The 25,210-nt window shown below is 70.8% G+C and carries 27 protein-coding genes; 7 read left to right on the top strand and 20 right to left on the bottom strand.

Features of this window, described 5'->3' with window-relative positions; all coding sequences use genetic code 11:
• Positions 1-9: 9 nt before the first annotated feature.
• From nuoK to AB0F15_RS01555, 14 genes are all read right to left on the bottom strand, one after another.
• Positions 10-309 carry an NADH-quinone oxidoreductase subunit NuoK gene (gene nuoK, locus AB0F15_RS01620; protein WP_003081840.1) on the bottom strand — a complete coding sequence of 100 codons (300 nt, stop codon included), beginning with the start codon at positions 307-309 and terminating at the stop codon, positions 10-12.
• On the bottom strand, positions 306-1,169 hold the full coding sequence (locus tag AB0F15_RS01615) for an NADH-quinone oxidoreductase subunit J (RefSeq protein ID WP_360263517.1): 864 nt from the start codon (positions 1,167-1,169) through the stop codon (positions 306-308). The genes nuoK and AB0F15_RS01615 overlap by 4 nt, the downstream gene beginning before the upstream one ends.
• Positions 1,166-1,693, bottom strand: coding sequence for an NADH-quinone oxidoreductase subunit NuoI (gene nuoI, locus AB0F15_RS01610; protein WP_360263514.1), 528 nt, complete (start codon positions 1,691-1,693; stop codon positions 1,166-1,168). Before nuoI ends, AB0F15_RS01615 begins: the two co-directional genes overlap by 4 nt.
• A complete protein-coding gene (gene nuoH / locus AB0F15_RS01605) occupies positions 1,680-3,029 on the bottom strand; it encodes an NADH-quinone oxidoreductase subunit NuoH (RefSeq protein ID WP_360263511.1) in 1,350 nt (449 codons plus the stop codon). The genes nuoI and nuoH overlap by 14 nt, the downstream gene beginning before the upstream one ends.
• Positions 3,026-5,497: an NADH-quinone oxidoreductase subunit G gene (locus AB0F15_RS01600; RefSeq protein WP_360263509.1), complete on the bottom strand. Its 2,472-nt coding sequence runs from the start codon at positions 5,495-5,497 to the stop codon at positions 3,026-3,028. The genes nuoH and AB0F15_RS01600 overlap by 4 nt, the downstream gene beginning before the upstream one ends.
• Positions 5,494-6,789, bottom strand: a complete 1,296-nt coding sequence (nuoF, locus tag AB0F15_RS01595; protein WP_360263506.1) for an NADH-quinone oxidoreductase subunit NuoF — start codon at positions 6,787-6,789, stop codon at positions 5,494-5,496. Before nuoF ends, AB0F15_RS01600 begins: the two co-directional genes overlap by 4 nt.
• The gene (gene nuoE / locus AB0F15_RS01590) at positions 6,789-7,646 is read right to left on the bottom strand and encodes an NADH-quinone oxidoreductase subunit NuoE (protein ID WP_360263504.1); all 858 of its coding nucleotides are present in this window, start codon (positions 7,644-7,646) and stop codon (positions 6,789-6,791) included. The genes nuoF and nuoE overlap by 1 nt, the downstream gene beginning before the upstream one ends.
• On the bottom strand, positions 7,643-9,022 hold the full coding sequence (locus AB0F15_RS01585) for an NADH-quinone oxidoreductase subunit D (protein ID WP_360263502.1): 1,380 nt from the start codon (positions 9,020-9,022) through the stop codon (positions 7,643-7,645). The genes nuoE and AB0F15_RS01585 overlap by 4 nt, the downstream gene beginning before the upstream one ends.
• Entirely contained in the window at positions 9,019-9,768 is a 750-nt protein-coding gene (locus tag AB0F15_RS01580; protein ID WP_360263500.1) for an NADH-quinone oxidoreductase subunit C, read from the bottom strand. Before AB0F15_RS01580 ends, AB0F15_RS01585 begins: the two co-directional genes overlap by 4 nt.
• A gap of 4 nt (positions 9,769-9,772) precedes the next feature.
• Positions 9,773-10,321, bottom strand: coding sequence for an NADH-quinone oxidoreductase subunit B family protein (locus AB0F15_RS01575; RefSeq protein ID WP_360263497.1), 549 nt, complete (start codon positions 10,319-10,321; stop codon positions 9,773-9,775).
• Between the two features lie 4 nt (positions 10,322-10,325).
• Positions 10,326-10,745 carry an NADH-quinone oxidoreductase subunit A gene (locus AB0F15_RS01570; RefSeq protein ID WP_360263495.1) on the bottom strand — a complete coding sequence of 140 codons (420 nt, stop codon included), beginning with the start codon at positions 10,743-10,745 and terminating at the stop codon, positions 10,326-10,328.
• Between the two features lie 534 nt (positions 10,746-11,279).
• A complete protein-coding gene (locus tag AB0F15_RS01565; RefSeq protein WP_360263493.1) occupies positions 11,280-12,566 on the bottom strand; it encodes a geranylgeranyl reductase family protein in 1,287 nt (428 codons plus the stop codon).
• A 9-nt stretch (positions 12,567-12,575) separates the two neighbouring features.
• On the bottom strand, positions 12,576-13,265 hold the full coding sequence (locus AB0F15_RS01560; RefSeq protein ID WP_360263490.1) for a class I SAM-dependent methyltransferase: 690 nt from the start codon (positions 13,263-13,265) through the stop codon (positions 12,576-12,578).
• 106 nt (positions 13,266-13,371) lie between these two features.
• Positions 13,372-14,442, bottom strand: coding sequence for a glycosyltransferase family 1 protein (locus AB0F15_RS01555; protein WP_360263487.1), 1,071 nt, complete (start codon positions 14,440-14,442; stop codon positions 13,372-13,374).
• A 177-nt stretch (positions 14,443-14,619) separates the two neighbouring features.
• Between AB0F15_RS01555 and AB0F15_RS01550 the strand changes: the two genes are divergently transcribed.
• Positions 14,620-15,450 (top strand): inositol monophosphatase, encoded by an 831-nt coding sequence (locus tag AB0F15_RS01550; RefSeq protein ID WP_360263485.1) that lies wholly within the window; start codon positions 14,620-14,622, stop codon positions 15,448-15,450.
• 29 nt (positions 15,451-15,479) lie between these two features.
• Here AB0F15_RS01550 and AB0F15_RS01545 read toward each other — a convergent pair whose 3' ends face one another.
• The 3 genes from AB0F15_RS01545 to menD form a co-directional block, all read right to left on the bottom strand.
• Positions 15,480-15,929 carry a DUF3592 domain-containing protein gene (locus AB0F15_RS01545; RefSeq protein ID WP_360263482.1) on the bottom strand — a complete coding sequence of 150 codons (450 nt, stop codon included), beginning with the start codon at positions 15,927-15,929 and terminating at the stop codon, positions 15,480-15,482.
• A 22-nt stretch (positions 15,930-15,951) separates the two neighbouring features.
• Positions 15,952-17,469 carry a M1 family metallopeptidase gene (locus AB0F15_RS01540; RefSeq protein WP_360263480.1) on the bottom strand — a complete coding sequence of 506 codons (1,518 nt, stop codon included), beginning with the start codon at positions 17,467-17,469 and terminating at the stop codon, positions 15,952-15,954.
• A gap of 124 nt (positions 17,470-17,593) precedes the next feature.
• On the bottom strand, positions 17,594-19,279 hold the full coding sequence (menD, locus tag AB0F15_RS01535; protein WP_360263477.1) for a 2-succinyl-5-enolpyruvyl-6-hydroxy-3-cyclohexene-1-carboxylic-acid synthase: 1,686 nt from the start codon (positions 19,277-19,279) through the stop codon (positions 17,594-17,596).
• A gap of 51 nt (positions 19,280-19,330) precedes the next feature.
• Between menD and AB0F15_RS01530 the strand changes: the two genes are divergently transcribed.
• Genes AB0F15_RS01530 through AB0F15_RS01515 form a run of 4 tightly spaced genes read left to right on the top strand, consistent with a single transcriptional unit; the run spans position 19,331 to position 22,492 of the window.
• Positions 19,331-20,254: a 1,4-dihydroxy-2-naphthoyl-CoA synthase gene (locus AB0F15_RS01530; protein WP_360263475.1), complete on the top strand. Its 924-nt coding sequence runs from the start codon at positions 19,331-19,333 to the stop codon at positions 20,252-20,254.
• Position 20,255: 1 nt separating this feature from the next.
• Positions 20,256-21,380 (top strand): o-succinylbenzoate--CoA ligase, encoded by a 1,125-nt coding sequence (menE, locus tag AB0F15_RS01525; protein ID WP_360263842.1) that lies wholly within the window; start codon positions 20,256-20,258, stop codon positions 21,378-21,380.
• Positions 21,381-21,431: 51 nt separating this feature from the next.
• Positions 21,432-21,569, top strand: coding sequence for a hypothetical protein (locus AB0F15_RS01520; protein ID WP_360263472.1), 138 nt, complete (start codon positions 21,432-21,434; stop codon positions 21,567-21,569).
• Between the two features lie 50 nt (positions 21,570-21,619).
• Complete coding sequence (locus tag AB0F15_RS01515; protein ID WP_360263470.1) at positions 21,620-22,492, top strand: 1,4-dihydroxy-2-naphthoate polyprenyltransferase; 873 nt, start codon at positions 21,620-21,622, stop codon at positions 22,490-22,492.
• On the opposite strand, the gene AB0F15_RS01510 is transcribed toward AB0F15_RS01515, so the two are convergent.
• Genes AB0F15_RS01510 through AB0F15_RS01500 form a run of 3 tightly spaced genes read right to left on the bottom strand, consistent with a single transcriptional unit; the run spans position 22,489 to position 24,334 of the window.
• Positions 22,489-23,571 carry a PLP-dependent cysteine synthase family protein gene (locus tag AB0F15_RS01510; protein ID WP_360263467.1) on the bottom strand — a complete coding sequence of 361 codons (1,083 nt, stop codon included), beginning with the start codon at positions 23,569-23,571 and terminating at the stop codon, positions 22,489-22,491. The genes AB0F15_RS01515 and AB0F15_RS01510 overlap by 4 nt on opposite strands.
• The gene (locus AB0F15_RS01505) at positions 23,568-23,849 is read right to left on the bottom strand and encodes a DUF4229 domain-containing protein (protein ID WP_360263464.1); all 282 of its coding nucleotides are present in this window, start codon (positions 23,847-23,849) and stop codon (positions 23,568-23,570) included. Before AB0F15_RS01505 ends, AB0F15_RS01510 begins: the two co-directional genes overlap by 4 nt.
• A gap of 11 nt (positions 23,850-23,860) precedes the next feature.
• Positions 23,861-24,334, bottom strand: a complete 474-nt coding sequence (locus tag AB0F15_RS01500; protein WP_360263461.1) for an Lrp/AsnC family transcriptional regulator — start codon at positions 24,332-24,334, stop codon at positions 23,861-23,863.
• Between the two features lie 276 nt (positions 24,335-24,610).
• Between AB0F15_RS01500 and AB0F15_RS01495 the strand changes: the two genes are divergently transcribed.
• Positions 24,611-24,823, top strand: a complete 213-nt coding sequence (locus AB0F15_RS01495) for a BldC family transcriptional regulator (RefSeq protein ID WP_003081896.1) — start codon at positions 24,611-24,613, stop codon at positions 24,821-24,823.
• 145 nt (positions 24,824-24,968) lie between these two features.
• Positions 24,969-25,154: a hypothetical protein gene (locus AB0F15_RS01490; RefSeq protein WP_360263457.1), complete on the top strand. Its 186-nt coding sequence runs from the start codon at positions 24,969-24,971 to the stop codon at positions 25,152-25,154.
• Positions 25,155-25,210 lie beyond the last annotated feature (56 nt).

The raw sequence follows: 25,210 nt of genomic DNA, 5'->3' as shown, positions 1-25,210 counted from the left end.
GTCTCTCCCTCAGTACTTCAGCAGGTTGGTGTCGTCGACCGAGGCCGAGCGCCGGGTGCGGAAGATGGCCATGATGATCGCCAGGCCGACCACGACCTCGGCGGCCGCGACGACCATGACGAAGAACGCCATGATCTGGCCGTCGAGCCCGCCGTTGATCCGGGCGAAGGTGACCAGCGACAGGTTCACCGCGTTGAGCATCAGCTCGATGCACATGAACACGACGATCGCGTTGCGCCGCACCAGCACGCCGACCGCGCCGAGCGCGAAGAGCAGCGCCGACAGCAGCAGGTAGTACGTCGGGGTCATGCCTTCTCCCCCTCGGGTTCCGAAGAATCAGTGCCGACCAGCGCGTGCGCGTCCGGGTGCGGGCCCTGGTCGGCGACGAGCTTGCGTTCCTTCGCCAGCTCGATCGCCGAGGTGGACTCGATGATCGCCGAGAGCGACTCCGGGGCGATCGAGCCGTCCGGCAGCAGTGCCGGCGTCGCCACCGAGTTGGCGGTGGCGAAGACACCCGGGCCGGGCAGCGGCGACGGCCGGTCGTGCTCGCCGCGGAAGCGCAGCAGGACCAGTTCCCGCTGCGAGAGCTTGCCGCCCTTGCCGTGCCGGTCGGTGAAGGCGAGCACCATCGTGCCGACCGCGGCGGTGATGAGCAGCGCCGACGTCAGCTCGAACGGGAACAGGTAGTCGGTGAAGATCAGCCGGCCCAGGCCCTTCGGCCCGCCGCCGGCCGGGGTGGCCGAGTCGAGCGGGATGGCCGGGGTGACGTTCTCCATCGCCCGGTAGATGCCGGTGGCCAGCAGCGCGGCGAGGCCGATGCCGAGCACGGTCGCGGCCAGCCGCTGTCCGCGCAGGACTTCGACGACCGAGTCGGAACTCTCGCGGCCGACCAGCATCAGCACGAACAGGAAGAGCATCATGATCGCGCCGGTGTAGACGATGATCTGGGTGAAACCCAGGAACGGCGCCGACTGGATCATGTACAGCGCGCCGAGGCTCAGCATGGTCAGCACCAGCCACAGCGCCGAGTGCACGGCGTTGCGGGAGAAGATCATGCCGAGCGCGCCGAGCAGCGCGACCGGGCCGAGGATCCAGAACGCGATCGCCTCGCCGGTGGACACGCCCGCGGCGGCGCCGGTCGGGGCCTGGGCGAGAAGTGCGGAAATCACTTCGCCGCCTCCCCGCCACGCGCGAGTTCGGGCCCGTTGACGTAGTAGTCCTGCTCGTTTTCACCGAGCCGCATCGGGTGCGGCGGCTGTTCCATGCCGGGCAGCAGCGGGGCGAGCAGGTCCTCCTTCGTGTAGATCAACCGCTGGCGGTCGTCGTCGGCCAGCTCGTAGAAGTTGATCATCGTCAGTGACCGCGTCGGGCACGCCTCGATGCAGAGGCCGCAGCCGATGCAGCGCAGGTAGTTGATCTGGTAGTCCGCGCCGTACCGCTCGCCCGGCGAGAACCGCGCCTCCTCGGTGTTGTCACCGCCCTCGACGAAGATCGCGTCCGCCGGGCACGCCCACGCGCACAGCTCGCAGCCGACGCACTTCTCGAGGCCGTCCGGGTGGCGGTTCAGCTGGTGCCTGCCGTGGTACCGCGGCGCGGCCGGCGCGCCGGCCTCCGGGTATTCCTCGGTAGCGACCTTCTTGAACATCATCCCGAAGGTGACGCCGAAGCCCTTGACGGGATCAAGAAACCCCATCTTGTGCTCCTTCCTTTGCGGTACCGACGGCCGCCGGCTTGCGGCGGGCCGCCTTCGCCTCGGCCTTGGCCAAAGCCTTCTGACGCGGGGTGGTCTGCGGGACCTTGAGGTCCAGCGGCGGGACCGGGAAGCCGCCGCCGGTCACCGGGATGCTTTCGCTTTCCTCTTCGCGGCCCTCGGCGCGGACGTAGAAGAACAGCCCGACGATGATGAAGATGGCGACCGCGGCGATGATGATGGTCGCGGTGTTCCAGGTGATGACCTTCGCGAAGGTCACCATGATGATCCACACCAGGTTCAGCGGGACCAGGACCTTCCAGCCCAGGCGCATGAACTGGTCGTAGCGCAGGCGGGGCAGCGTGCCGCGCAACCAGATGAACCCGAACAGCAGGACGAACATCTTCGCGAAGAACCACAGCACCGGCCACCAGCCGGTGTTGAGCACGTTGTTCCCGATCAGCGACAGCGGCCACGGGGCCATCCAGCCGCCGAGGAACAGCGTGGTCGCGAACGCCGAGACGATCACCATGTTGACGTACTCGGCGAGGAAGAACATCGCGAACTTCATCGAGCTGTACTCGGTGTGGAAGCCGCCGACCAGCTCCGACTCGGCCTCCGGGAGGTCGAACGGGGCGCGGTTGGTCTCGCCGACCATCGAGATCAGGTAGATCACGAAGCTCGGGACCAGGTAGAGGAACCACGCCTTGTGCTGCGCGCCGACGATGTCCGCCAGGTTCAGCGAGCCCGCCTGCAGGATCACCGCGACGATCGACAGGCCCATCGCGATCTCGTAGGAGATCACCTGCGCCGCGCTGCGCATGCCGCCGAGCAGCGGGTACGGCGAGCCGGACGACCAGCCGGCGAGCACGATGCCGTAGACGCCGATCGAGGAGCAGGCCAGGATCACCAGCACGCTGACCGGCAGGTCGAGCAGCTGGAGCACCGTCCGTTCGCCGAAGATCGACACGACCGGGCCGAACGGGATGGCCGACAGCGCGATCAGCGAAGGCACCACGCACACGACCGGGGCGAGGAAGTACACCTTGCGGTCGGCGGTGTCCGGGATGATCTGTTCCTTGAACGGCAGCTTGATCGCGTCCGCCAAGGACTGCAGGTAGCCGTTCGGGCCGACGCGGTTGGGGCCCGGCCGGTTCTGCATCCGGCCGACGGCCTTGCGCTCCCAAACGATCAACAGGATCGTCAGGATCGGGCCGATCAGCAGGACGACCACGCACTTGAGCAGGATCAGCCAGAACGGGTCGTCGGCCAGCAGGGCCGCCCGCGTCGCCGCGTCCGGCACACTGCCGACGGCCGCTTCGGTCAGCAGCGGGGTCATTGCCCACCTCCAGCGAGGTTCACCACGGCGCCATGACCGGCACCGAGCGTCTTGAACACGGCGGAACCGTCGGAGTTGCCCGGCAGCCACACGACGCCGTCGGGCAGGTCGGCGATCTCCACCGGCAGCGTGATCGCACCGCGTTCGGTGCTCACCCGCACGGTGGTGCCCAGCCCCGCGGCGGTCGTCGCCGACAGCCGGGCGACCGGCGTGCGCTGGGTGCCCTTGAGGTGCGGCTCGCCGTCCTGCAGCGAACCGTTGTCGATCAGCTGGCGCCAGGTCGACAGGACCGCCTGGCCGTCACCCGGGGTCGCGGGCGGCGCGACCTCGGCGGCGACGTGGCCCCAGCGCAGCGCCGAGGCGTGGCCCAGCTTCTCGAAGTCGCCGCGCGCGGCGGCCGGCGTCTGCGTGAACAGGTCCGCGTCCATCTCGACGGCGAGCGTGTCGAGCACCCGGCAGTCCGGCAGGGCGCCGGTGCCTTCGATGGTCGTGTCGAACGGGCGGGTGCGGCCCTCCCAGTTGAGGTAGCTGCCCGCCTTCTCGTCCGACGCGGCCACCGGGAGCACGACGTCCGCGCGCTCGGTCACCGCGCTGTGCCGCAGTTCGAGGCTGACCACGAACCCGGCGTTGTCCAGCGCGCGCAGCGCGAGGGCCGGGTCCGGCAGGTCGAACGGGTCGACCCCGCCGACGAGCAGGCCGCTCAGTTCGCGGGCCGACGCGGCCAGCAGGATGTCGGTGGTGTCGCGGCCCGGGGTGGCCGGGATCGGGACGCCCCAGGCGTTTTCGACGGTGACGCGGGCGGCGTCGTCGCCGACCCGGCGGCCGCCGGGCAGCAGCGACGGCACGCAGCCGGTCTCCAGCGCGCCCCGGTCACCGGCGCGGCGCGGGATCCACGCGAGCCGGACGGCGGTGCGCTCCACCAGGTCGTGCAGGGCGGCGAACAGGCCCGGGACCTGAGCGGCGCGCTCGCCGACCAGGACGACGGCGCCTTCGCCGCGCAGGGCCTCGTCGAGGTCCGGCGCGTGCTTGGCGATGGCCTCGACGGCCGCGGCCTCCTGGCCGGGGACGCAGGCGAGCAGCTCACCGAACGTCTTGCGCACCGACGACGTCGACCACTGTCCCAAGTGGACGACCCGGGTCTTGTTCCGGCGGGCCGCCTTGCGCAGCCGCAGGAACACGATCGGGGCTTCGTCCTCGGGCTCGAACGCCACGCACAGGACCGTGCGAGCCCGCTCGATCTCGCCGAAGGTGACGCCGGACTCCGGCGTCACGCCCACGACGTGCGAAGTCAGGAACGCCAGTTCCTCGGCCGAGTGCGGGCGGGCGCGGAAGTCGACGTCGTTCGTCTGCAGGGCGACGCGGGCGAACTTCGAGTACGCGTAGGCGTCCTCGACGGTCAGCCGGCCACCGGGCAGGACGCCCACACCGCCGTTGGACCGGGCTTCCCCGAGCCCGGCGGCCGCGGCGCGCAGCGCGTCGGTCCAGGACGCTTCCTCCAGCTCGCCGGTCTCGCGGTTGCGGACCAGCGGCCGCTTGATGCGGTCCTCGGCGCCGGTGTAGCGGAAGGCGAACCGGCCCTTGTCGCAGATCCACTCTTCGTTGACTTCGGGGTCGTCGCCGGCCAGCTTGCGCTGGACCTTGCCACGCCGGAAGTCGGTCCGCTCGGCACAGCCGGACGAGCAGTGCTCGCACACGCTCGGCGCGGACACCAGGTCGAACGGACGGGACCGGAACCGGTAGGCGGCGCTGGTCAGCGCGCCGACCGGGCAGATCTGGATCACGTTGCCGGAGAAGTAGCTCTGGAACGGCTGGCCGGACGTCGTCCGCGACGCCATGTCGAGCACGTCCGCCGTCTCCGCGGTGCCGATCTGCTGGTGGGCGCCGCGTTCGAGGAGCTCGATGAACGGGTCGCCGGCGATCTCGCTGGAGAACCGGGTGCAGCGCTGGCAGAGCACGCAGCGTTCGCGGTCGAGCAGCACCTGCGTCGAGATCGGCAGCGGCTTCGGGAACGTCCGCTTGGTGTCGACGAACCGCGACTCCGTGCGGCCGTGGGCCAGCGCCTGGTTCTGCAGCGGGCACTCGCCGCCCTTGTCGCAGACCGGGCAGTCCAGCGGGTGGTTGATGAGCAGCAGCTCCATCACACCCTGCTGCGCCTTGTCCGCGACCGGCGACGTCAGCTGCGTCTTGACGACCATGCCGTCGGCGACGGTCATCGTGCAGGACGCCTGCGGCTTCGGCATCGGCCGGCCGCCCATCTCGACCTCGACCAGGCACTGGCGGCAGGCGCCGGCCGGGGAGAGGAGCGGGTGGTCGCAGAACCGCGGGATGACCGTGCCGAGGCGCTCGGCCGTGCGGATGAGCAGCTCCCCCTTGGGGGCGATGACCTCTTCGCCGTCGATGACCAGCTTGACGTGGCCTTCGGGGACCGGCGTCTCCTGGGTCTCTGGCTTGTCGGGCGCGATCGTCATGCCTGCGCTCCCACGAGTTCGGGCTTGGTCTGTTCGTGCCGGTTCTTCTCGCACAGCGCGAGGAACTCGTCCCGGAAGTACTTGATGCCGCTGGTGATCGGCGACACCGCGCCGTCGCCGAGGGCGCAGAACGACCGGCCGAGGATGTTGTCGCAGACGTCGAGGAGGGTGTCGATGTCCTCTTCGGTCCCGTGGCCCTCGACCATCCGCTCGAGGATCTGTGCCAGCCAGTACGTGCCTTCGCGGCACGGCGTGCACTTGCCGCAGGACTCGTGCTCGTAGAACTGCGTCCACTTCATCACGGCCCACGGCACCGACACGGTCTCGTTGAACACCTGGACGGCGGTGGTGCCCAGCATGGAGCCCGCTTCCGCCGCGCCTTCGAAGTCCAGGGGAACGTCGAGGTGCTCGGCGGTGAACATCGGGGTGGACGAGCCGCCCGGGGTCCAGAACTTGAGCGGGATGCCGTCCTTCATGCCGCCCGCCATGTCCAGCAGCTCGCGCAGCGTGGTGCCGAGCGGGCACTCGTACTGGCCGGGCTTCTCGACGTGGCCGGAGATCGAGTAGATCTTCGGGCCGGGCGACTTCTCGCGGCCCATCTCGCGGAACCAGCTCGACCCGCCGTTGACGATGAACGGCGCGCTCGCGATGGTCTCGACGTTGTTGACCGTGGTCGGCGCGGCGTAGAGGCCCGCGGCGGCCGGGAACGGCGGCTTGAGCCGCGGCTGGCCACGACGGCCCTCGAGCGAGTCGAGCAGCGCCGTCTCCTCGCCGCAGATGTACGCGCCCGCTCCCGCGTGGACGGTGATCTTCAGGTCGAAGCCGGAGCCGAGGATGTTCTCGCCAAGGTAGCCCGCGGCTTCGGCTTCACGCACGGCCGCGTTGAGGCGGCGGATGCAGTGCAGCGCCTCGCCGCGGACGTAGATGAAGCAGTGGTTGGACCGCATCGCGTACGAAGCGATGATGCAGCCCTCGATGAGCGAGTGCGGGTCCGCCATCATCAGCGGGATGTCCTTGCAGGTGCCCGGTTCGCCCTCGTCGGCGTTGATGACCAGGTAGTGCGGCTTGTCGAAGTTCGGCGGCATGAAGGACCACTTGATGCCGGCCGGGAAGCCCGCGCCGCCGCGGCCGCGCAGGCCGGAGTCCTTGACCAGCTGGACGAGCTGCTCCGGCGTCCCGGCGAGAGCCTTGCGGACGGCGGTGTAGCCCTCGAGGGCCTCGTACTGGCCGATCTGCCAGGAGTTCGGCGACAGCCAGCGCTTCGTGAGGACCGGAGTGATGGGGTCAGCCACTACTTCTTCTCCACTTCCGGCAGGGGAACATCCTGGGCCACCGGGGCGACCCAGCCGCGGTCCTGCGCGAGCTTCGCGCCCCGCAGCGTCTCGACGGCCTGCGACGGGCCGTCGACGTCCTTGCGGTACTGCCGCTCGTCCTCCGGGAAGAACCCGGCGAGCTGCAACTCGGCGCCCTTGAAGCTCGTCAGCGGGGCACCGCGCGTCGGGGCCGGCTTCTGCCCCGCCCGCAGCGCGTCGACCAGCTCGACGGCCTTCTCTTCGGTCTGGTTGTCGAAGTACTCGTAGTTGACCTGGATGACCGGCGCGAGGTCGCAGGCCGCGAGGCACTCGGCGTGCTCGAGGGTGATCGAGCCCGGCTCGTTCGGCGTGCCCGCGGTCTCGTTGTGCCCCAGCGGTTCCACCTCGGACCCGAGGTGCGTCTGGAGCTTCTTGTAGATCGCGTCGCCGCCCATGGCCGCGCACAGCGTGTTGGTGCAGACGCTCACGAGGTGCTCGCCGCACGGGCGGCGCTTGTACATCGTGTAGAACGTCGCGACCGCGCTGACCTCGGCGTCGGACAGGTCGAGCTGCTTCGCGCAGAACGCGATGCCTTCCTGGCTGACGTACCCCTGCACGGACTGCACGAGGTGCAGCATCGGCAGCAGCGCCGAGCGGGACATCGGGTAGCGCGCGATCAGGTCCTGCGCCTTGGCGTGGATGTCCGCGTCGAAGATGTCTTCCAGCGGCGTCTCGGTGATGATCCCGGCCGCCACCGCGGAGTCCGGCGCGATGGCGACGACGTCGGTGTCGGCCGAGGCCGCCGCGTAAGTTGCGGCAGCGTAGTTGGGGCCCGGCTCGGGAACTGCTGTGGTCATCGGTCCACTCCCCCCATGACGGGGTCGATCGAGGCGATGGCGGCGATCACGTCGGCGACCAGGCCGCCTTCGGCCATGGCGGGCATCGACTGCAGGTTCACGAAGCTCGGGTCCCGCACGTGGACGCGCGTCGGGCGGGTGCCGCCGTCGGACACCAGGTGCACGCCCAGCTCGCCGCGCGGCGACTCGACGCTCGTGTACACCTGGCCGGCCGGCACCTTGAAGCCCTCGGTGACCAGCTTGAAGTGGTGGATCAGGGACTCCATCGACTGGCCCATGATCTTCTTGACGTGCTCGAGCGAGTTGCCCATGCCGTCGCTGCCGATGGACAGCTGCGCGGGCCACGCGACCTTCTTGTCCTCGACCATGACCGGGCCCGGCTCCAGCTTCTCCAGGCACTGCTCGATGATCTTGAGGCTCTCGTGCATCTCGTGCACCCGGATCAGGTAGCGCGACCAGCAGTCGGCGCCGTTGTCGACCGGGACGTCGAAGTCGAACTCGTCGTAGCAGGAGTACGGCTCGGTCTTGCGCAGGTCCCACGGCAGGCCGGCGCTGCGCAGCACCGGGCCCGTGACGCCGAGCGCGAGGCACGCGTCGACCGGCAGGTACCCGACGCCCTTGAGCCGGTTGCGCCAGATCGGCTGCCCGGTGAACAGCTTGTCGTACAACGGAAGGCGCTTCTTCATCGTCTTGACGAAGTCGCTGACCTTCTCGTGGTAGTCGGCGGGCATGTCCTGCGCGAGGCCGCCGGGGCGGATGAACGCGTGGTTCATCCGCAGGCCGGTCAGGTGCTCCAGCAGGTGCAGCACCTCTTCGCGCTCGCGGAAGCCCAGCGTCATCGCGGTGGTGGCGCCGAGCTCCATGCCGCCGGTGGCGATGTAGACCAGGTGCGAGCCGATCCGGTTGATCTCCAGCAGCAGCACGCGCAGCAGCTGCGCGCGGCGCGGGGCCTCGATCTGCAGCAGCTTCTCGACGCCGAGGCAGTACGCCATCTCCGTCGACAGCGGGGCCAGGTAGTCCATGCGCGTCACGAAGGTGACGCCCTGGGTCCAGGTGCGGTACTCGCAGTTCTTCTCGATGCCGGTGTGGAGGTAGCCGATGACCGACCGCAGCTGCGTGACGGTCTCGCCCTCCATTTCCAGCACGAGCCGGAGCACGCCGTGCGTCGACGGGTGCTGCGGGCCCATGTTGATGACCATGCGCTCGTCGTGCGCCGCGTCGGCGATGACGTCGTCCCAGTCGCCGCCGGAGACCGTGTAGACGCGGCCTTCGGTGGTGTCGCGGGAGTCGGCGTAGTTGACGTTGTCGGTGCTGTCGCTGCCGGTCTCGGTGGTCGACGTGCCCGTGGTGACGTCGGAAAGGTTCTCGGTGCTCACGAGTAAGACCTCCGCTGGTCGGGCGGGGGGATCTCCGCGCCCTTGTATTCGACCGGGATCCCGCCGAGCGGGTAGTCCTTGCGCTGGGGGTGGCCGTCCCAGTCGTCCGGCATGAGGATCCGGGTCAGCGCCGGGTGGCCGTCGAAGACGATCCCGAACATGTCCCAGGCCTCCCGCTCCTGCCAGTCGGCGGTCGGGTAGGTCTCCACCAGCGACGGCACGTGCGCGTCCTCGACGTCGAGGGTGACCTCGAGCCGGATCCGGCGCCGGTAGGTCAGCGACGTGAAGTGGTAGACCGCGTGCAGCCGCTGCGGGACGTCGACGCCGTAGTCCACCCCGGACACCGAGGACAGCAGCTCGAACCGGAGGCCGCCGTCGTCGCGCAGCGTCTTGGCGACGGCGGGCAGGTGCTCGCGGGCGACGTAGAAGGTGATCTCGCCGCGGTCCACCGTCGTCTGGAGGATCGCCTCGGCGGGGACCTTGCGCTCGGCCAGCGCGGCGTAGAACTCGTCGGCGAAGGCGTCGAACCAGCCGCCGTACGGGCGCTCGGCCGGCGCCGGGCTGTACGCCGGGAGCCGGACGCCGCCGTAGCCGGAGGTGTCACCGGTGCCGCGGACGCCGAACATGCCCTGGCGTTCGCGCCCGGTGACGACCGGTTCGGCCGCGCCCGGGCCCTTCGCCGTCAGGCCGGTTTCGGCTCGCTCGGCGCTCGACTGCTCTTCGCCGGGTTGGGGGTTCTCAGTCATCGCTCTACTTCTTCGCGTACTTGATCGACGACGCGACGAGCTCGGTGCGGGCACCGCTCGCGGCGCGCAGGGCGGCGCGGCGGGCGTTGATCGGCTCGTCCTGGATCTTGGCGTGCAGCTTGAGGATGGCGTCCAGCAGCATCTCCGGGCGCGGCGGGCAGCCGGGCAGGTACATGTCGACCGGAACGACGTGGTCGACGCCCTGGACCACGGCGTAGTTGTTGAACATGCCGCCGGAGGAGGCGCAGACGCCCATGGCGAGCACCCACTTGGGCTCGGCCATCTGGTCGTAGATCTGACGCAGGACCGGGGCCATCTTCTGCGTGACCCGGCCGGCGACGATCATCAGGTCGGCCTGGCGCGGGGTGGCGCTGAAGCGCTCCATGCCGAAGCGGGCGATGTCGTAGCGGGAACCGCCGACGGTCATCATCTCGATCGCGCAGCAGGCCAGCCCGAAGGTGGCGGGCCACATCGAGTTCTTCCGCGACCAGTTGACGAGACCTTCAAGGCTGGCCAGCAGGATGCCGTTGGGGAGTTTCTCTTCGAGGCCCATGGGTCTAGTTCCAATCCAGGCCGCCGCGCCGCCACACGTAGGCGTACGCGAAGCCGACCGTCGCGATGAACAGCAGGATCTCCACCAGGCCGAACGTGCCCAGCGCGTCCGCCTGCACGGCGAACGGGTAGAGGAAGACCATCTCGATGTCGAACAGGATGAACATCATTGCGGTGATGTAGTACGCCACCGGCATCCGCCCGGCGCCGACGAGCGGCTGCGGGGACGGTTCGATGCCGCACTCGTAGGCCTCGAGCTTGGCCTTGTTGTAGCGACTGGGGCCGACGAGCGGGCCCAGCAGGACCGACAACACGGCAAACCCGAGTGCCAGCACGAACAACAGGACCAGGGGCAGGTAGGGCTTCAGGCTCGGGGCCTCTTGCGCCAGCTGCACCGTGTCGGTTCGGGTCAGCAACGTCAGCACGGGGTCTTCGCCATCCTTTCCGCGCCGCTGCGGTTGTGCTTGTGGTGGGAACCGCTGGGCCTCGTCGGCACCCTAAGGGACCTGGGTCACACCGCCGAGGGTCAGGGTCTCCTTACGGCCCGTGGCTGGACCTGGGAGGAAAACACTGCACGCTTGTGAAATAGTTCACAAGCCACTCGTCGTGGGTGTGAAGGGATTCACAAAGCATGGGGGGAGTCTAGGACGCGACTCACACGCTTGTCCCTAGTACCCCTCGTTATGAGGGTGCCCTAAGTCACGGCGCCATCGTTGTCACGGGGCAGCAACACCGCGCGCGCGACCTGCACGAAGGCGGTCAAGATCGCGTTCCGAGAGGACAAAACGGGCGCTGACCTGTGATCTATCCCACTGACCGCACGGCCAACTTGCTACGCCACCCGTGTGTCCGCGCGCAAGAGCGCCCCAATGTGGCCTTGGTTGCGTTCAACGCACCCAATGTGGCCTTCGGTGCGTTGAACGCACCGAAGGCCACATTGGGCCGCTTGGGAGCCGGGTTCAGCGGGGGGTCGGAGTGACGCGGGCGAGGGCCGAGATCAGGCGGTCGACGCCGTCGCCGCCCTTGGCGTCGTAGCAGCCGGACAGGCCCTTGTAGACCAGCGGCAGGAGCTTGTTGATGCGCAGCCCGTACTTCGTGCAGGCGTGCATGATCTTCGGCTTGCCGATGATCTTCGCGAACACGTTCCCCAGCTGGTAGTAGCCACCCATCAGCTCGCCGACCGCGCGCGGGTACGCCTCCAGCGCCCGCTCGCGCGAAGGCCCTTCGCGCCGCGCGAGGGCCTGCACGACGACCTCCGCCGCGATCTGCGCGGACTCCATCGCCGCGGAGATGCCTTCGCCGTTGAACGGGCTGACCATGCCGCCCGCGTCGCCGAGCAGCAGCAGGCCGTCGCGGTAGTGCGGGGTGCGGTTGAAGCCCATCGGGAGGCCGGCGCCGCCGACCTTGCCGATCGCGTTCTCCTCGCGGTAGCCCCACTCCTCGGGGGTCCCGTCGAGCCACTGGCGCAGCAGCGCGCGGTAGTCGGTGTTCCGGAACGAGGCCGACGTCGAGAGCATGCCGAGGCCGACGTTCACCGTGCCGTCGCCGAGCGGGAACGCCCAGCCGTAGCCCGGCAGCAGCTTCGGGTCACGCGGGTCGGAGCGGTCCCACAGCTCGAGGTGGCCCTCGATGAACGGGTCGTCGTGGCGCGGGCTCTTGTAGTACTGGCGCACCGCGACGCCCATCGGGCGCTTCTCGTTCTTCTGGATGCCGACGCTCAGCGCGAGCCGCGCGGACACGCCGTCGCAGGCCAGGACCAGCGGCGCGCGGTAGTGCACCGGGGTCTTCTCCGGGCCCACCTTCGCCTCGACGCCGACCACGCGCCCGCTCGCGTCGGTGATCGCGCTCATGACGGTCGTGCGCTCGTAGAGCCGCGCGCCCGCCTTCACGGCGAGCTTCGCGAGGAGGTCGTCGAAGTCGTGGCGGGTGCGGGAAACGCCGTAGGGCGGGTAGCTGGTCAGGTCCGGCCAGTCGAGTTCCAGCGTCAGGTCGCCGGTGAGGATCCGCAGGCCGCGGCTGTGCACCCAGCCGGCGTCCTCGCTCGTGTCGATGCCGAGGTCAATAAGCTGCTTGACACCGCGCGGGGTCAGGCCGTCGCCGCAGACCTTCTCGCGGGGGAACTCGGTCTTCTCCAGCAGGAGGACGTCGACGCCCGCGCGGGCCAGGTAGGTGGCCACGGTGGACCCGGCGGGTCCGGCGCCGACGACGATGACTTCGGCGTCTTGATCTGGGCTACGACGGCTCATGGCCGCAGTTTATGCGGGCTTTCGCGCGCGGTGGATCGCCACGACGCCGAATGTGAGGTTCAACCACTCCACTTCGGTCCAGCCCGCGCTCGCGATGATCTCGCCGAGGGTGCGCTGGTCGGGCCAGGTGAGCATCGATTCGGCCAGGTAGGAGTAGGCCTCGGGGTTCGACGACGTCCGCTTCCCGACCCAGGTGAGCAGCCTCAGCATGAACCGCCGGTGGACGAACCGGATGGGCGCGAACGGCGGTGTCGAGACCTCGCAGATCACCAGGCGGCCGCCGGGCTTGACCACGCGGGCGATCTCGGTGAGCGCGGCCTTCGGGTCGACGAAGTTGCGCAGCGCGAGCGAGATCGTCACGGCGTCGAAGCTCTCGTCGGCGAACGGCAGGTTCAGCGCGTCCGCCGCGACCATCGGGACCTTGCGGTGCAGCCCGGCGCGGAGCATGCCGAACGAGAAGTCCGCGGCCAGGCACCAGGCACCCCCGCGGGCGTACTCGACGGTGGACACCCCGGTGCCGGCGGCGAGGTCCAGGACCTTCTCGCCGAGGCGGGCGTCGAGCACGCGGGCGGTGGTGGTGCGCCAGCGCCGGTCGAAGCCGAAGGTCATGAACGAGTTCGCCCGGTCGTACCCGGACGCGACGCCGTCGAACATCGCGGCGACTTCGTGCGGGTCCTTGTCCAGGCTTGCGCGTGACATGGTTCGAGGTTAGTCCGGGCACCTCGGCCGAAGGTGGCCAGCATCCCGCCACCGCCGCGGGCCCAGGTGAACTCCGCCGCCCGGCCGGCGCCGCCGCCCCGCTCACTCAGGCGGCGCGGGCGGCCCGGTCCTGCACGGCTTCGTAGTGCCCCACCAGCTCCCGGCAGACGGCGGGCCAGGTCCGCCCGAGCACCACCTTGCGCGCCTTCTCGGCGAGGCGGGCCCGCAGTGCCGCGTCCCGCAGGTCGCCGACCTTCGCGACCAGCGCCGGCCCGAACCGCTCGCGGTCCGCGGGCAGCAGGTAGCCGGTGCGGCCGGGCAGGACGAGGTCCTTCGGGCCCCCGGCGTCCGGGGCGAGCACCGGCAGCCCGGACGCCATCGCCTCCTGCACCGCCTGGCAGAACGTCTCGTGCGGTCCTGTGTGGACGAAGACGTCCAGGCTGGCGTACGCCGCCGAAAGCTCTTCGCCGTACTTCGCGCCGAGGAACGCCGCGTCCGGCAGCTGTTCCCGCAGCGTGGGCAGCTCCGGGCCGTCGCCGACGACGACCACGCGGATCCCCGGCACGCCGGCCAGCGCGGCCAGCCGGTCGACCTCCTTCTCGGGCGCCAGCCTGCCGACGAACCCGACGAGCAGCTCGCCGTCCGGCGCGAGCCGGGCCCGCAGCGCCGGGTCGGCGTGCGCCGGGGAGAACCGGTCGACGTCGACGCCGCGGGCCCACCGGTGCACGCGGGGGACGCCGTGGAGCTCCAGCTGCGCGACCGAGTCGCTGGACGGGGCGAGGGTCCGGTCGGCGCGCGAGTGCAGCCGCCGCACCCAGCGCCACGCGGCGCGGGCGGCGAGGCCGAAGCCGTACGCGGCGGCGAACCCGGCGATGTCGGTCTGGTAGACGGCGATCGAGGGCACCCGCAGCCGGCGCGCCGCGGCGAGCCCGCGCGCGCCGACCACGAACGGCGACGCCAGGTGCACGACGTCCGGGCCGAACGCGGCCAGCGCGTTCAGCACCGTGCGCGTCGGCAGGCCGATCGGCAGGGAGCTGACCCCCGGGACGTCGAACGCGGGGATCCGGACCACGGGGGCGCCGCGGTAGGAGTCCGGGCCGGGGCCGGGCGCGATGATCAGCACGTCGTGCGCGCGTTCGCGCAGGTGCTCGACGACCCGCAGGACGGAGTTGGTCACGCCGTTCACCTGGGGCAGGAAACTTTCGGTGACTATGGCGACTCGCACGTCCTGGACCATCGCACCCGATGCTGGCGCTCGTGTGACACTGCGGCCAACGGTGCCGGAACAGATCGGCTACGACATGTCATCTCAAGGTCGTGTGCCGGAAACCAGCGTGGGCCAGGCTAAGCAGGCATGACCCTCTTGTCCTCACGGCCGCCGCGGCCCGTCGAGCCCGGCCTGCTGTCGAGGGCGCTCGAAGTGGCCGGGCGGCTGGCCAACGACGCCACCGACGTGATCACCGCGACCGCCGGCCGCGGCGCGCACCCTTCGACGCTCGACTCGCCGTTCGACTGGGTCACCGACACCGACCGGATCCTCGAGCGGCACACGCGGCGCGTGCTGACGGCGGAGTTCCCGGGCATCCCGGTGGTCGGCCACGAGTTCGGCGCCGACCACGGCGCGGACGTCGCCGAGTACCGCTGGGTCGTCGACTCGGTGGACGGCACCGCGAACTACGTCGCCGGGGTGCCGTGGTGCGCCTACAGCTTGGCGCTGGTCGACGCGGCGGGGCCGGTGGTGGGGGTGGTGGCGGACCCGTACCGCGCCCAGATCTACGCCGCGGCGCGCGGCCGGGGGGCCCGCGCGAACGGCAAACCGATCAAGCTGGCGGACCGCTGCGTGACGGCGGGGGCGCTGGTCTGCACGGAGCTGGCCCGCCGCGGTCCTTGGCCGGGCATGGGCGGCTTCATCGAGCGGGCCGCGGCGGCGCACGCGGGGGTCCGCGTCCTGGGCTCGGCGGCGCTGTCGATCGCTCAGGTGGCGCTGGGGCACGCGGCGGCGGCGGTGCTGCACAGCTACCACGAATGGGACGTGGCGGGCGCGGTGGCGATGGCCATCGAGGCGGGCGCGGTGGTCCTGGACAAGCACGGGGAGGACACGGCGTTGCCGACCGACGGCCTGCTGGTGGCGGCGCCGGGAGTGGCCGACGAGGTGCTGGGGTGGTGGCAGGAAACGGCGGGCTGAGGGGGCCCGGGGCTGGCGGGGCCGTCCGCTCAGGCGGCCGCCGTGGCCTCGGTCTTCGCCCGTTTGTTCTGCCGCCGGATCCACCACAACGCGGGACCCGCCACCAGCCACGTGAAGAACACGAAGCTCCCCAGCGGCAGCAGCGTCAAGGTCGCCGAGCGGCCCGCCACCCGGGCCAGCTCCGGGTCGGACGCGTCGTACTCGATGCGCACCAGCTGGCCCGCCGCCAGGCCGTCCGGGTACAGCACCCCGTTCGCCGGGCTGTGCACGATGCCGTCCGGGGTTTCGAAGTGGATGATCGTGCGGTCGAACGCCACCGAGTCGACCGTGGCCGTCGCCGTGCCGAGCTGGGCGGAGATCGCGCCGTCGTTGCGGATCGCGGCGAACAGCAGGCAGATGCACATCACGGTGAGGAGCGAGGCGACGCCGAGGGTGGTCCACCACCCGACGCGCCTCGCCCGCTCACCTTTCGTGCTCACGCCGCGAGCGTAGCGGTCTGGGCTACCCCGCGTGTTCCGCGGCGAGGAACCGGTGGTTCGCCTGGATCTGGTCGTACGACTTCGGCTTCGCGGGGGCGGCCGCGGCACGCAACGCCGGAGCGGCAGCACCGTTCGGGCCGACCGCCGGCTTGCCCGCCGTGTACAGCCAGGTCTGGAACAGGTCGTGCAGCGGCTTGCCCGAGACCTTCTCCGCCAGCGCGATGAACTCGAGGATCCGCCCGTTCGCGCCGCCCTTCGTCGCCTGCCAGGTCTGCAGGATCTTGAAGAACGCCTGGTCGCCGACGGCGGTCCGCAGCGCCTGGAGCGTCAGCGCACCCCGGTCGTAGACGGCGTTGTCGAACTGGTTGTCCGCGCCCGGGTCGGCCGGGACGAGCTTCCACAGGTCACCGTCGGCCGGGTTCGAGTCGTAGGTGTACTGCGCCAGCTCGGCGGCCGTGCCCTCGCCCTCGTGCTCCGACCACAGCCACTCCGCGTAGGACGCGAACCCCTCGTTCAGCCAGATGTCGCTCCAGCGGCCGAGCGAAACGTTGTCGCCGAACCACTGGTGGGCGTTCTCGTGCGCGATCAGCGTCGTGTTAGAGCCCGCGCGGAAGTTGCGGACGCCGTAGGTCGGGCGGGTCTGGTTCTCCAGGGAGAAGCCGATTCCGCTGGTCACGACGCCGCCCTCGGCCTCGAACGGGTAGGGCCCGAACTGCGTCGCCAGGAACTCGTCGATCTCCGGCGTCCGCTCGACGCTGGCCTTCGCCGCGTACAGCGAGTCGCCGAGGTCGGCGCCGTACGCGGTGATGAACGGCTTGCCGTCGGGCGTGGTCGACTGGATGACCTCGTACTTGCCGACGATGAACGACGTCAGGTAGGTCGCCTGCGGCTTCGTGCTGCGCCACTGCCAGCGGGTCCAGCCCGCGCGGCTCTTCGTCGTGCGCACGAGCGTGCCGTTGGAGATGGCGGCGTTGTCGTCCGGCGCCTCGATCGTGACGTCGTAGGTCGCCTTGTCGGTCGGGTGGTCGTTGGCCGGGAACCACCACGCGGAGCTCTGCGGCTCGTCGATGCCGAGCGCGCCGAAGGAGCCCTTCTTCCACGCGTTGATGCCGTCCACGGTCTCGGTCGACGGCGTGTCCGCGTAGGCGACCACGACGGTCGCGGTCTGGCCCTTGAGCAGCGGCTGCGCCGGCGTGATGACGAGCTCGCCGTTGCCGGTCTGGTTCGCGAACTGCGCCGGCCGGTTGTTCACCCGCACGCTCGACGCCTTCAGCGCGAAGTCCAGGTCGAACCGCGAGAGGTCCTGCGTCGCCGTGAGCAGCAGCGTCGTGGTGCCCGACAGCAGGTCGGTCGCGGGCTGGTAGGTCAACCGGATGTCGTAGTGCAGCACGTCCGTGCCGCCGTTGCCGGCGTTCGGGTAGTACGGGTCGCCGGCACCGGAGGCGCCGGGCGCGGGTGCCGCGCTCGCGGTGCCGGCGAGCAGCACCGAGACGACGCCGGCCGCGAGCGCACCGAGACCGGTACGCGTTCTTGCACGCATTCGAAACCCTCCAACGGAGTGAGAAGCAGCGCGCTCGAACGTAGCCAGCCAGTGACCACCCAGGAACAGCCGAAGGGAGGTTCTTGCCTGCTGGGATAGCACCCGGAAAGCGGTTGACCGGAACTCAGACCGCGGAAACGGCCGACGACACCGCCGCCCGCAGGCGCGCGTGCAGGTCGCGGTGCCGCGAGCGGTCCACCCGCACTTCGACGACCCGCAGCCCCGGTGCCGGTGCCAGCGCCGCCCGGAACTCCGTCAGCGTCTCCGCGACGACGTGCGGGACGCGGTAGCCGGCGCACAGCGCGCCCAGGTCGGCGCCGTGCGGCGTGCCGAAGACGCGCTCGAAGCTGGCCGAGTGCTCCGGCGCACCCTGCTCGAGCAGCGAAAAGATCCCGCCGCCGTCGTCGTTGAGGACGACGATCGTCAGGTCGGGCCGCTGCTCGGCGGGCCCGGTCAGCAGCCCCGACGCGTCGTGCAGGAACGTCAGGTCGCCCAGCAGCGCGTACGACGGGCCCCGGTGCACGTACGCGGCACCGATCGCCGTCGAAACCGTGCCGTCGATGCCCGCGACGCCGCGGTTGCGGTGCACGAGGACGTCCGGCCGCAGCCGGCCGGCCAGTGCGACGTCCCGGGTCGGGTTGGACGAGCCGACCACCAGCAGGGAGTCCGGGGGCAGGGCGTCCACCAGCTCGGTGGCCACCCGCAGCCCGCTGGGCCACGGCTCGTCGGCCAGCGTCGCAGCGACGGCGGACGCGGCCGCCGCGTCGGCGCGGCGCCAGCTGGCCAGCCACTCCGGGTCGGCGGGCTTGGTCGGTTCGTCGAACCACTGGCCGACCTGCCGGACGTTGTGCGCGGGCGCCGGCCAGTCCGAGTCCGGGCGCACCAGCAGCACCTCGACGTCGGCGTCCGAGAGCACCTGCTGGATCTGCCGGAACACCGTCGGCCGGCCGAGGCACAGCACCTGCTCCGGCTTGTGCTTGCTGATGAACTCCTCGACGGCCAGCAGCCACGCCCCGGACGAGATCGCCGTGCCGCCGGACAGCCCGAGGCCGCCGGTCTCCGACACGACCGGCCAGCCGTGCAGCTCGGCCCACTCGCTGGCCGCCTGGACGCCGGTGTCGCACGCGATGACCAGGCCGTGGCGCGCCGAGGGCACCACGAACGACGGCAGCGCGCCGAAGTCCGGCAGCTCCGTCCAGCGCGAGCCGTCCGCGCGGCCGTCGAGGGACTCGTACCACTCGCCAGCAGCACCACTGTCGTCGAGATCCGGGACCAGCGGCTCCCGGAACGGGATGTTGAGGTGCACCGGCCCGCAGCGCCACTCACCGTAGGCCGCGTTCCAGGCCCGGCAGATCTGGCTGCGCCAGTACGAGTTCTGCCCGGCCCGCCGCTCGGCGACGGCCAGCTCGTCGAAGTAGCGGACGGCGTCGCCGTAGAGCTGGTGCTGGTCGATGACCTGCGACGCCCCGGCGGCCCGCAGCTCGGGCGGCCGGTCGGCGGTCATCACGATCAGCGGCACGCCGGCCCGGTCGGCCTCCAGGACGGCGGGGTGGAAGTTCGCGGCCGCGGTGCCGGACGTGCAGAGCACGGCCACCGGACGGCCGGTGCGGGCGGCGATGCCGAGCGCGAGGAAGGCGGCGCCGCGCTCGTCGATGCGGACGTGGAGCCGGAGCTTCCCGGCCGCCGCCGCGTCGTAGAGCGCGATCGACAGCGGCGCGTTGCGGGAGCCGGGGCAGAGGACGACGTGCGAAACGGTGTTGCGGACGAGTTCGTCGACGATGACCCTGGCCTGCGCGGTGGAAGGGTTCACCGGCAAGCTCCCAACAGATCCTCTGTGTCCACAGGTCCTATTCTCCCAAACGTGGATGACGCCCGAGTTTCCGAGCTGTTCGATCCGGCCGCGTGGACCGAGGTCGAAGGTTTCGCCTTCACCGACATCACCTACCACCGCTCCGCTGAGAGCCGCGGGGGCAAACGCGTCGTGCGCATCGCGTTCGACCGCCCGGAGGTGCGCAACGCCTTCCGGCCGCACACCGTCGACGAGCTCTACCGGGCGCTGGACCACGCCCGGATGAGCGCCGACGTCGGCTGTGTCCTGCTCACCGGGAACGGCCCCTCGCCCAAGGACGGCGGGTGGGCGTTCTGCTCCGGTGGTGACCAGCGTATTCGCGGACGGTCCGGCTATCAGTACGCGAGCGGCGAGACCTCCGACACGGTGGACCCCGCGCGGGCGGGCCGGCTGCACATCCTCGAGGTCCAGCGGCTGATCCGGTTCCTGCCGAAACCGGTGATCGCGGTCGTGCCGGGGTGGGCCGCGGGCGGCGGGCACTCCCTGCACGTCGTGTGCGATCTCACCCTCGCCTCGGCCGAGCACGCGAAGTTCAAGCAGACCGACGCCGACGTCGGCTCGTTCGACGGCGGCTACGGCTCGGCCTACCTGGCGAAGATGGTCGGGCAGAAGTTCGCCCGGGAGATCTTCTTCCTCGGCCGGGAGTACTCCGCCGAGCAGATGCACCGCATGGGGGCCGTGAACGCCGTCGTCCCGCACGCCGACCTGGAAAAAGAGGCGCTGGACTGGGCGTGGACGATCGCCGGCAAGTCGCCGACGGCGCAGCGGATGCTGAAGTACGCGTTCAACCTGACCGACGACGGCCTGGTCGGCCAGCAGCTGTTCGCCGGCGAGACCACCCGGTTGGCGTACATGCAGGACGAAGCCGTCGAAGGCCGTGACGCGTTCCTCGAGAAGCGCGACCCCGATTTCAAGGACGTCCCCTATTACTACTGAGCTGCTCCCGATCCACCTCGACGGCTCCCGGGAGGCACTGCGGACGCTGCGCGGAGCCGTCGCGGACGCGCTGGCCGACGGCCCGGCGGTGCTGCCGTTCACCGATCCCGCCCTGCGCGGCGCCATGGCGCCGGACGAGCCCGCCGAGCCGGGCACCGCCGTGGTCATCGCCACGTCGGGCTCGACCGGCGCGCCCAAGGGCGTGCTGCTGTCGGCCGGCGCGCTGACCGCGTCCGCCGAGGCCACGCACGCCCGCCTCGGCGGCCCGGGACACTGGCTCCTGGCCACCCCGGCGCACTACATCGGCGGGCTACAGGTGCTGGTCCGGTCGCTGCTGGCCGGCACCGAGCCCGCCGTCATGACGGGCGGCGGCTTCCGGCCGGACGACTTCGCCGCCGTGGCCGCGACGGTGCAAGGCAGCCGGCGGTACACGGCGCTGGTGCCGACCCAGCTGGTCCGCCTGCTCGACGACGGCGGCCCCGGCCTGGCCGCGGCGAAGACGTTCGACGCCATCGTGGTCGGCGCGGCGGCGACCTCGGCGGCCCTGCGGGAACGCGCCGCCGACGCCGGGGTCCGGATCGTGCCGGCGTACGGGATGAGCGAGACGGCGAGCGGCTGCGTCTACGACGGCTTTCCCCTCGACGGCGTCCGCGTCGACCTCTCCGGCGACCGGATCCGCATCGCCGGGGACGTCCTCGCGCACGGCTACCGGCTCCGGCCGGACCTGACGGCGGAGTCCTTCTCGGACGGCTGGTTCACGACGTCCGACCGCGGGGTCCGGCACGCCGACGGCCGCATCGAGGTCCTCGGCCGGGCCGACGACATGATCAACACGGGTGGCGTGAAGGTCTCGGCGAACGCCGTCGAACGGTGCCTCTGCGCGCAGCCGGGAGTGCGGGACGCGTGCGTGGTCGGGGTGCCGGACCCGGAGTGGGGCGAGGCTGTCGTGGCGCTGGTCGTCCCGGACGGTGCGCACGGAGACCTGCGCGCGGCGGTCCGCGCGGAGCTGGGCGCGGCGGCGACCCCGAAGCGCGTCGAATTCGGCACCGAACTGCCGCTGCGCGGGCCGGGCAAGATCGACCGGGCGGCGGTGAAAGCCCGGCTTCAGCCGGGTTCGGGCGGCTGAATGGCGGGACTTCGTTGACATTGACGGGGTGCGCCAGCTTGGCTACTCACCATGACGCGCTGGCTTCGCACCGCCCTCATCAGCATCGCCGTCACGCTGGGGATCCTCCTGCCCGCGAGCGCGGCGCTCGCCGACAGCGTGGATCCCAACAGCGGGTCGCTCGTCTGGCAGCTGCCGACCTCGGACTGACTTCCCGGGTTCGGCGGCCAGGCGTGATCGCCATGGCGTTGAATGACGCCATGGCGAGCTTGAGCGAGTGGATCGAAGGGGCCCGGCCCCGGACGCTGCCCAACGCGGTGGCGCCGGTGGTGGCGGGCGCCGGCGCGGCGATCGCGCTGGACGCGTTCTCCTGGTGGCGGTCGGCGCTGGCGTTGCTCGTTTCCCTCTCGCTGATCGTCGGCGTCAACTACGCCAACGACTACTCCGACGGCATCCGCGGCACGGACGAAAACCGCGTCGGTCCGCTGCGGCTGGTCGGCTCGGGCGTCGCCCAGCCGAAGGCCGTGCTGACCGCCGCGCTGGTCGCGCTGGGCCTGGCCGGGGTGCTGGGGCTGGTCCTGGTGGCGGTCAGCGGGTACTGGTGGCTGCTCGCGATGGGCGCGCTGTGCATCGTCGGCGCGTGGTTCTACACCGGCGGCAAGAAGCCCTACGGCTACTACGGCTTCGGCGAGATCGCCGTGTTCGTCTTCTTCGGCTTGGCCGGTGTCCTGGGCACGGTGTACGTCCAGGCGGGCCGGGTCAGCTGGGCGGCGCTGGCGTGCGCGGTCGCGGTCGGCTGCTTCTCGACGGCGGTCTTGACCGCCAACAACCTGCGTGACATCCCGACCGACGTCGAGGCCGGCAAGCGCACCCTGGCCACCCGCCTGGGCGACCAGGGCACGCGACGGCTCTACCTGGTGCTGGTGGCGGTGCCGTACGTGCTCGCGATCGTGCTGGCGTTCGTCACGCACCCGCTCGCCGGGTTGCCGCTGCTCAGCGCACCGATGCTGATCGCGTCGGTCAACGCGATCCGCCACGACGCGACCGGCCGCGACCTCATCCCGGCCCTGCGCGACACCGGGCTCGCGATGCTCGCGTGGGCGGTACTGGCCGCGGTCGGCCTGAACCTCTAGCTCTCCGGGACGAACTTCCCGGTCGTCAGGAACTCCTCGAACAACGCCGTGTGCGGGGCCAGATCCAGGTTCTGCTCGGCCAGCCATTCGTCGTTGTAGTAGGTGTGCGCGTACCGCTCGCCGCCGTCGCACAGCAGGGTGACGACGCTGCCCGCCTGGCCGTCCTCGACCATCCGGGAGATGAGCCGGAACGCGCCGTAGAGGTTGGTGCCGGTCGAGCCGCCCGCCCAGTGCCCGGTCCGCTCGCGCAGCAGCCGGATGGCCGCCAGGGAGCCGGCGTCGGGGACCTGGAACATTTCGTCGATGACGCCGGGGACGAACGACGGCTCGCAGCGCGGCCGTCCGATGCCCTCGATCCGCGACGGCATGCCGGTGCCGTAGTCCAGCGCCCCGGTCTCCCAGGCACCGTAGAACGACGAGTTCTCCGGGTCGACCACGCAGACCTTCGTCGTGTGGCGCTTGTAGCGGACGTACCGGCCGAAGGTCGCGCTCGTGCCACCGGTGCCCGCGCCGACGACGATCCACGCCGGGACGGGGTGGCGCTCCGAGCGCATCTGCGCGAACACCGACTCGGCGATGTTGTTGTTGCCGCGCCAGTCCGTCGCGCGCTCGGCGTAGGTGAACTGGTCCAGGTAGTGCCCGCCGCACTCGGCCGCGAGCCGCTCCGCCTCGGGGTACATCGCCGGAGCCTGGTCGACGTAGTGGCACTCGCCGCCGTAGAACTCGATGAGCGCGATCTTCTCCTTCGACGTGCGCCGCGGCACGACGGTGATGAAGCGCAGCCCCAGCATCCGGGCGAAGTAGGCCTCGGAGACCGCGGTCGACCCGCTGGAGGCCTCGACGAGCACCGTGTCCGGCCCGATCTGGCCGTTGACCAGCCCGTACAGGAACAGCGACCGCGCCAGCCGGTGCTTCAGCGAGCCGGTGGGGTGCACCGACTCGTCCTTGAGGTAGAGGTCGATACCCCACTCCGGGGGCAGCGGGAAGACGTGCAGGTGGGTGTCGGCGCTGCGGTTGGCGTCGGCCTCGATGATCCGGACGGCCTCGCGGACCCAGCTGCGGTTGTGCAGGCGGCTCACTCGGGCTGTCCCTCGCCGCGCAGCTGCGCGCGCAGCTCGGCGCGGGCGCGGGCCCGCTTCTCGTTGCGCTTCGCCAGCCCGGCCGTCACACGGGCGTTGAGGGGCCGGAACAGCAGGAGGCCGAGCGGCAGCCCGACGACCAGGCCGATCACCAGGGCGACCAGCAGCGGCACCCCCGTCAGGGACAGCACCCACGCGATCACCCCGACCAGCACGAACCGCGCCAGCAGGTACAGCGTCAGGTCACGGGGCAGGTGGTCGGCCTTCACGTCGCTCACATCAACGCAGGCTACGCCCCGCCTGACCGGTCCTTCTGCAGGCCCGCGTTGTTCGGGCGGCCCTCGAAGCGGGTCGAGAGCACCACCGTGGTGTTCGTCCGCCCGACGCCGGGGATGCGGCGCAGCCTGCCGAGCGTGCGCTCCAGCTCGTCGACGGTCGGCACGCGCACCTTGACGACGAACGCCTCGTCGCCTGCCACCGCGTAGCAGCTCTCGACCTCGTCGAGTTCGGCGAGCGCGTCGGCGACGTCGTCCTCCGTGGCGGTGTCGGTGGGATGGATGCTGACGAGGGCGGTGACCCCGAGGCCGACCGAGTTCGGGTCGACGACCGCGTGGTAGCCGGTGATCACGCCGGCCGCTTCCAGCTTGCCCACCCGCTCGTGCACCGACGACGCGGACAGCCCGACGGCTCGCCCGAGGTCGGCGTAAGTGGCCCGTCCGTTGATGCGCAACGCTGCGATGATCTTCCGGTCCAACTGATCCACGGGATCACTCTATGCGGTTGGACAATCCCCCATTGGCACCACGCCCCGCCGCCGGCGACCGATGGTGCGGTGTTTTTGCACGTCAGATGACCGCAGGTAGTTGCCGACCCCAAACAAACTGTCCGTTTTGACCTTTAAGGGCTCTTTACTCGTGGACAACCGTTCGAGTACCCGACGGGTGAAGTGCAACGATTGCGCTGTTGGCTACCCCGGCGCGACGGGCAGAAGGCCCGGACGCCTCCCGGTATAGCAGTGAGTTCGTTAAGGAGGCGGAAAATGACCGCGACGATGGGCGGACGCCTGCTCACCCCAGGCGAGGTGGCAGCGCTGTTCCGGGTGGACCCGAAGACGGTGACGCGGTGGGCGACCGCGGGCCGCATCGGCTCGATCCGGACCCCGGGCGGGCACCGGCGGTTCCGCGAGTCCGAGGTGAACGAGCTCCTCGCCGAGCTGACCACCGACGCCAGCGAACCGGCGCGCAACGCCTGAACCATCCGGACACCAGGGCCGTGTCGGGTACGGGAACCATCCCGTCCCGCACGGCCCTCGTGCATTTGGTGGCCCGGCTTGAGACCCACCACACGGCCGGACCGGTTAACCTCGGGGGACAGGCAGCCATACGGAAGGATCCGGCATGCTCGCTCTGCTCGCGGCGGTCGGCGCACTGATCGTCGCCCTGCTCCTGTGGCGGTCGTTCGCCGGCCAGCGGATCGGGGTGCCCTCGGCTCCGCGCCGCGCTCCCCTCGCCCCGGACGACGACCCCGACTTCCTGCGCCAGCTGGCCGAACAGCAGCGCAAACGCCGGGACGAAGACCTTTAGGCAGGCCTTTACCTTCACCGAACCCGTAACTCGCGTGATCCAGCCCGTCACCAACG

The sequence above is a fragment of the Amycolatopsis sp. NPDC026612 genome, from assembly GCF_040638285.1.
GTDB lineage: Bacteria > Actinomycetota > Actinomycetes > Mycobacteriales > Pseudonocardiaceae > Amycolatopsis.
Note: the sequence above shows the minus strand (reverse complement) of the source record. Positions and strands in the feature narration are given on the sequence as shown.

Bases quoted from the DNA above. Each gene is read 5' to 3' on its own strand.
- nuoK (WP_003081840.1), bottom strand. From the start codon at position 309: ATGACCCCGACGTACTACCTGCTGCTGTCGGCGCTGCTCTTCGCGCTC.
- nuoI (WP_360263514.1), bottom strand. From the start codon at position 1,693: ATGGGGTTTCTTGATCCCGTCAAGGGCTTCGGCGTCACCTTCGGGATG.
- nuoH (WP_360263511.1), bottom strand. From the start codon at position 3,029: ATGACCCCGCTGCTGACCGAAGCGGCCGTCGGCAGTGTGCCGGACGCG.
- AB0F15_RS01600 (WP_360263509.1), bottom strand. From the start codon at position 5,497: ATGACGATCGCGCCCGACAAGCCAGAGACCCAGGAGACGCCGGTCCCC.
- nuoE (WP_360263504.1), bottom strand. From the start codon at position 7,646: ATGACCACAGCAGTTCCCGAGCCGGGCCCCAACTACGCTGCCGCAACT.
- AB0F15_RS01580 (WP_360263500.1), bottom strand. From the start codon at position 9,768: ATGACTGAGAACCCCCAACCCGGCGAAGAGCAGTCGAGCGCCGAGCGA.
- AB0F15_RS01575 (WP_360263497.1), bottom strand. From the start codon at position 10,321: ATGGGCCTCGAAGAGAAACTCCCCAACGGCATCCTGCTGGCCAGCCTT.
- AB0F15_RS01565 (WP_360263493.1), bottom strand. From the start codon at position 12,566: ATGAGCCGTCGTAGCCCAGATCAAGACGCCGAAGTCATCGTCGTCGGC.
- AB0F15_RS01560 (WP_360263490.1), bottom strand. From the start codon at position 13,265: ATGTCACGCGCAAGCCTGGACAAGGACCCGCACGAAGTCGCCGCGATG.
- AB0F15_RS01550 (WP_360263485.1), top strand. From the start codon at position 14,620: ATGACCCTCTTGTCCTCACGGCCGCCGCGGCCCGTCGAGCCCGGCCTG.
- AB0F15_RS01540 (WP_360263480.1), bottom strand. From the start codon at position 17,469: ATGCGTGCAAGAACGCGTACCGGTCTCGGTGCGCTCGCGGCCGGCGTC.
- AB0F15_RS01520 (WP_360263472.1), top strand. From the start codon at position 21,432: ATGACGCGCTGGCTTCGCACCGCCCTCATCAGCATCGCCGTCACGCTG.
- AB0F15_RS01515 (WP_360263470.1), top strand. From the start codon at position 21,620: ATGGCGAGCTTGAGCGAGTGGATCGAAGGGGCCCGGCCCCGGACGCTG.
- AB0F15_RS01495 (WP_003081896.1), top strand. From the start codon at position 24,611: ATGACCGCGACGATGGGCGGACGCCTGCTCACCCCAGGCGAGGTGGCA.
- AB0F15_RS01490 (WP_360263457.1), top strand. From the start codon at position 24,969: ATGCTCGCTCTGCTCGCGGCGGTCGGCGCACTGATCGTCGCCCTGCTC.